Raw genomic sequence first — 5,735 nt, forward strand, 5'->3', positions numbered from 1 at the left:
CCGGTCGAGACGCCCATGCCGTGCAGCATGTAGACGACGTCTTCCGTAGCGACGTTGCCACTTGCGCCCTGCGCGTAGGGGCATCCGCCGAGACCCGCCACCGAGGCGTCGACCACGCGGACGCCGAGGTCCAGGCAGGCGTAGATGTTCGCCAGCGCCTGCCCGCGCGTGTCGTGGAAATGCACGGCGAGCGCGGACATCGGCATCTCGGCCGAAACCGCCCGGAGCATCGCACGTGCCTTCGACGGCGTGCCGATGCCGATGGTGTCGCCGAGCGATACCTCGTAGCAGCCGAGATCGTGAAGACGTTTCGCGACGCGAACGACGTCGGCAACGGGTACGTCACCCTGGTACGGACATCCGAGCACCGTGGAGACATAGCCGCGCACCTTCACGCCGTCGGCTCGCGCGCGTTCGAACACCGGTTCGAAGCGGGCGATCGATTCGTCGATCGACGCATTCACGTTCTTCCGGTTGAAGGCTTCAGACGCTGCGGTGAAGATTGCGACCTCGACCGCACCGACCTCGCGTGCACGCTCGTAGCCCTGCAGGTTCGGCACGAGCACCGGATACGTCACGCCGGGCTTGCGGGTGATTCCTTCGAACACCTCGCGTGCATCGGCGAGCTGTGGAATCCACTTGGGACTGACAAAGCTGGTCGCCTCGATCGCTTGCAGCCCGGTGGCGGACAGACGATCGATCAGTTCGATCTTTGTCGCTGTCGGGACGATGGTCTTTTCATTCTGCAGACCATCGCGTGCGCCGACTTCGACGATTCGCACCGCCTGGGGCAGGGTCATGGCCGCTTCCGCAGGTCGGTGCCGGGAGAATGCACCGGCACAAGCGATTTCTCGAAGTCGGCAAGCGACAGGCGGCTGCGCTGCATTTGCAGGGACGAGGTGTCCTCGAAGATCGATTCGTGGCGCACCAGTTCGAGCATGCGCGCGCGGTTGCCGCGTACGAAGACGTGCAGTTCGTTCGCGCGCTTGTCCACGGTGCCGTCGACCTTGCCGTCGACGACGAGTTTCGCGACCTTCGTACTGTCGACCGCAAACACCTCGATCCGGTCGCCGCGAACGCGATAGCGCGCGAAGAAATAATCCTTGTCCGGTGCAGGATCGATCGCGTGCGGCGGATTGAGCGAGACCAGACCCTTGACCGCACTTTCGGCGACGACGATGTAGTCGTTGCCATTCGCGTGAACGTAGTTGATCGGCACGTGCAGCCGCTTCAGCGGATCGCCCTTCTCGGGCTGTTCGATCACCGTGAATTCGCAATCGTCGTTGATGTGGAATGCGGTTGCATCGTCGCCGTTTTTCGCACGCTCCGCGTCGGTTGGCAGCCACAGGCCTTTCCAGCGCGCATCGCAGGTTTCGATGTTGTCGCCGAGCGGCGACTCGAAGCGTGTCTCGACGCAGCCCGCGAGCGTGGCAAGCGTGAGCAGCATGGACAGCAGGGGCGAACGCAGTGTCGTCACAAGACCATCTCCAGTTTGACAAGCACCGCGTCGGCTTCGACGAATTCGCCAGCCACTGCCTGCACGCTGTCGATGCGGCCCGCACGCGGCGCCTTGAGACTGAGCTCCATCTTCATCGCTTCCATCACGACCAGCTCTTCGCCTTCAGTCACTTCGTCGCCGGCATTCCGCTTGACCAGCACGATCCGGCCCGGCATCGGTGCCACCACGCGATCCCCGGTCACCTTCGCGCTGCTTGCGTAGGCGAACGCGGGAGCGTGGGCAACGACGCGCCGTCGCGCGCCATCGTGGATCCCGATCCGGTTACCATCGATGGTGATGTTCCATCGCTTCGCGACATCGTCGAGCGAGGCAGTGAGAACGTCGTTCTTCAGCGACGCATGGGCGATCGTGTGGTGGCGTTGCACATGATCGAGGCTGTAGCTTCCGCCGGAACCATGCGCGACGACCTCAATCCGCTCACCGCGATCGAGCAGCGTAACGATGCGCTTGCCGGGATGCGCAATGCGCCAGCCATCGGCGCGTGCCCACGGGGAGTACGGATCTCCCGATGCGCCGGCACGGCGCGGCGCCTCGGCCTCCTCGTGCAGCAACCACGCAACGGCGGCGGCGAGCAGAGCGCTGGAATCGTCCGTGTCACCGGAACCGACGAACTCGTCGAGGTGTCGGTCGAGGTAGCCGGTGTCGATGCGTCCACTGGTGACGATCGGGTGACGCACGAGGCGCTCGAGGAAGTCGATGTTCGACTTGGGCCCGACGATGTCGCACGCGGCGAGTGCCTCGCGCATGCGCACGAGCGCCGCGTCGCGCGTCGTGTCCCAGACGATCAGCTTGGCGATCATCGGGTCATAGAAAATCGTGACCGTATCGCCTTCGACCACGCCCGAATCGATGCGCACGTGTTCCGAAGCCGGCGGGAGCCGCAAACGATTCAGCGTGCCGGAGCCGGGCAGGAAACCCTGTTCGGGATCCTCGGCATACAGGCGCAGTTCGATCGCGTGTCCGTTCTGCGGAATCGGGGATGTGTCGACGAGTGCGGCAGGCAACGCGTCGCCCGCCGCGACGCGCAATTGCAATTCCACCAGATCGAGGCCCAGCACCATTTCGGTGACCGGATGCTCGACCTGCAGGCGCGTGTTGATCTCCATGAAGTAGAAATCGCCGCCCTGGCCAACGATGAATTCGACGGTTCCCGCGTTGACGTAGTCGAGTGCGCGCCCTGCCGCGATCGCGGCGGCGCCCATCGTCGAGCGCAGCTCCGGCGTGACGAACGGGGAGGGCGTTTCCTCCAGAACCTTCTGGTACCGGCGCTGCGCCGAGCATTCACGCTCGTTGAGGTGCACGATCGTTCCGTGCCGGTCGCCGAAGATCTGGAACTCGATGTGGCGCGGCTTCTCGATGTAACGTTCAAGCAGTACCCGATCGCGCCCGAACGCGTTCTTCGCTTCGCGCTGGCAGCTTTCGAGCAGCGCGGCAAACTCGCCGGCGATGCGCACGATGCGCATGCCTTTCCCACCGCCGCCGTATGCCGCCTTGATCATCAGCGGAAATCCGATCCGCTCCGCTTCGCGCGCGAGCAATTGAGGATCCTGGTCCTCGCCGGTGTAGCCCGGCACCACCGGCACGCCGCGTGCCGACATCAGTTCCTTTGCACCGGCCTTCGAACCCATGCGGCGCATGGAGTCGGCTGATGGTCCGATGAACACCAGTCCCGCTGTCTCGACCGCCTCGGCAAAATCGGCGTTCTCCGACAGGAACCCGTAACCGGGATGAATGGCCTGCGCGCCGCTGCGGAGTGCGACGTCAATGATCGCATCGGCGCGCAGATACGAATCCACCGGTCGCGGTCCGCCGATTGGAAAGGCGATGTCGGCCTGGCGCACATGCTGCGCGGTGGCGTCGGCCTGCGAATACACCGCGACCGTCTCGATGCCGAGCGCGCGACAGGTGCGCATGACGCGGCAGGCGATTTCGCCGCGGTTGGCGATCAGGATTCTAGTGAACATTCATCGTCACACGGAGGCGCGCGTGATGGCGCGGGAGAATTGGGTTGGACGTCGGGGTATCGATCTTTATCAGGCGCACCGTAAGTTACCATTCTGGTGTGCAGGCGGTTCGTCGGAATTGCGTTCACGCATTCACGCATTCCAGTCGGCGGCGCGCTTGTCGAGAAAGGCGGCGAGGCCCTTTTGGCCTTCGGCGGAAACCCGCAGCCGGGCGATCAGGCGTGCGTTTTCGAGGTCTGCCCGCTCGGCCGACTCGCGCGTCATGCCGCCGACGCGCAACGCGAGCTGCTTGGCTTCCGCCTGTGCAATCGGGCCGCCCTTTGCGAGCCAGTGCAGGATCCGGTCGATGGATTCATCCAATTGATCGGCAACGACCGCTTCGTGCAGCAGGTTGATCCGCGCGGCCGTGGTGGCGCCGAAGATTTCTCCACTGACGAAGAGGCGCCGTGATTGGCGCGCACCGATGGCTGCGTTGACGTACGGCGAAATGACCGCGGGCACCAGTCCGAGCTTCACTTCGCTCAGCGAGAACTTCGCATGGTCGACGCCGATCGCGATGTCGCAACACGCGATCAAGCCGACGCCGCCGCCGTAGGCCGATCCGTTGACGCGCGCGACGGTCGGCTTCGACAGGAAATTGAGCGTGCGCATCAGCGTTGCGAGACGCTCGGAGTCGGCGCGGTTATCCGCTTCGCTGGCGTCCGCCATGCGTTGCATCCAGTGCAGGTCGGCACCGGCGGAAAACGACGCGCCGATTCCGGTCAGCACCACCGCGCGGATCGACGCGTCCTGGTCGCAGCGGTCGAGCGTTGTCGTCAGGTCGGCGATCAGCGCGTCATCGAATGCGTTGTGGACATGGGCGCGATTGAGGGAAATCGTCGCGGTACCGGCGCTGACCGTGACGAGGACGGCATCGCTCATGGTCGAATTCCTTCGATCGGGGGAGGCCGATGATAGCGGGAGGGCCGCGAAAGGCGCTCGGACGGTCGCTGTGTCGCCGCCCGCTGAACGCATCGACTCCGGCTCGGTCCGCTGTGCGCACGTCCGGCCAACATGCGTATAATGCGAACCATTCTTATTTGCATGTCATTCCCCGAGTGCGCCTGTCCGAACTGAAGAAGGGTGCGTCCGCTGTCGTGAGCGAGGTTGAAGAGGCGCATGACGCCGATCCGATCGCGCGCCGATTGCGCGAGCTCGGCTTTGTCCATGGCGAGGCCGTTCGGGTGGTTGCCAGCCCGCTTGGCGGCGATCCGCTGCTGGTGCAGATCGGCTTTACGCGCTTTGCCCTGCGTCGAAGCGAAGCGGCGCGCGTGCGCCTCGTTGCAGGAAACGCGACGTGAGCGCCGCCGTCGAACCGCTGCGCATTGCGCTGGTCGGAAATCCGAATTGCGGCAAGACCGCACTGTTCAATCGCCTGACAGGCAATCGCCAGAAGGTCGCCAACTACGCCGGCGTCACGGTTGAACGCAAGGAAGGCCGCTTCGTCGCGCCGTCCGGACGCGTGTTGCAATTGCTGGATCTGCCGGGCGCGTACAGCTTCGATGCCGCGAGTCCTGACGAAGCGATCACCCGCGACATCTGCGCAGGGCTCTATCCGGGAGAGGCGGCGCCCGACCTGATCGTCTGTGTCGCCGATGCAACCAACCTGCGCCTGCACCTGCGCTTCGTGCTCGAAGTGAAGCGCCTCGGGCGGCCGATGGTTCTGGCGCTCAACATGATGGATGCGGCGCGCAAGCGCGGCATCGTGATCGACGTCGCCGCGCTGCAGGCCGCACTCGGGATGCCGGTGGTCGAAACGATTGCCGTGCAGCGCGGAGGCGCCACCGCGTTGATCGAGCGACTCGATGCGACCGGGCCTTCGGCTGCCGTTGCGCCGGCGGACGGCGCGCAGAGCACGAACGATCTGCATGCGGAAGTGCGCGCAATGCTTGCGTCGTCGGTGACCATGCCGACCGCGACATCCGGCATCGACGATGCGATCGATCGCGTCGTGCTGCACCCGGTCGCCGGGCTGGCGATCCTCGGCGTGGTGATGTTCCTGATCTTCCAGGCAGTGTTTTCCTGGGCGACGCCGATCCAGGATCTCGTCAGTGCGGGCATTGCGGCCGCGGGGACGTGGGTCGGTGACCTGCTGGCGCCAATGCCGGTCCTGCGCAGCCTGGTCAACGACGGCGTGTTTGCCGGGCTCGGCACGGTGCTCGCGTTTTTGCCGCAGATCCTGATTCTGTTTCTCTTCATCCTCGTGCTCGAGG

At 64.8% G+C, this 5,735-nt stretch carries 6 protein-coding genes; 2 read left to right on the plus strand and 4 right to left on the minus strand.

What is annotated here, in order from left to right; all coding sequences use genetic code 11:
- The 4 genes from ABIV12_RS01640 to ABIV12_RS01655 all read right to left on the minus strand — a co-directional run.
- On the minus strand, positions 1-800 hold an 800-nt coding region (locus ABIV12_RS01640), incomplete at its 3' end, for a hydroxymethylglutaryl-CoA lyase (RefSeq protein WP_348055565.1).
- On the minus strand, positions 797-1,477 hold the full coding sequence (locus tag ABIV12_RS01645) for a hypothetical protein (protein WP_348055567.1): 681 nt from the start codon (positions 1,475-1,477) through the stop codon (positions 797-799). The genes ABIV12_RS01640 and ABIV12_RS01645, both read right to left, overlap by 4 nt.
- Positions 1,474-3,483: a biotin carboxylase N-terminal domain-containing protein gene (locus tag ABIV12_RS01650; RefSeq protein WP_348055569.1), complete on the minus strand. Its 2,010-nt coding sequence runs from the start codon at positions 3,481-3,483 to the stop codon at positions 1,474-1,476. The genes ABIV12_RS01645 and ABIV12_RS01650 overlap by 4 nt, the downstream gene beginning before the upstream one ends.
- Before the next feature lie 132 nt (positions 3,484-3,615).
- Positions 3,616-4,404: an enoyl-CoA hydratase-related protein gene (locus ABIV12_RS01655; RefSeq protein WP_348055571.1), complete on the minus strand. Its 789-nt coding sequence runs from the start codon at positions 4,402-4,404 to the stop codon at positions 3,616-3,618.
- Positions 4,405-4,580: 176 nt separating this feature from the next.
- Here ABIV12_RS01655 and ABIV12_RS01660 point away from each other — a divergent pair, with 176 nt between their 5' ends.
- Both ABIV12_RS01660 and ABIV12_RS01665 read left to right on the plus strand, forming a co-directional pair.
- Positions 4,581-4,823, plus strand: coding sequence for a FeoA family protein (locus ABIV12_RS01660; protein WP_348055573.1), 243 nt, complete (start codon positions 4,581-4,583; stop codon positions 4,821-4,823).
- On the plus strand, positions 4,820-5,735 hold a 916-nt coding region (locus ABIV12_RS01665; protein WP_348055575.1), incomplete at its 3' end, for a FeoB small GTPase domain-containing protein. The genes ABIV12_RS01660 and ABIV12_RS01665, both read left to right, overlap by 4 nt.

Source organism: Dokdonella sp., from assembly GCF_039926425.1.
Classification (GTDB): Bacteria; Pseudomonadota; Gammaproteobacteria; order Xanthomonadales; family Rhodanobacteraceae; genus Dokdonella_A.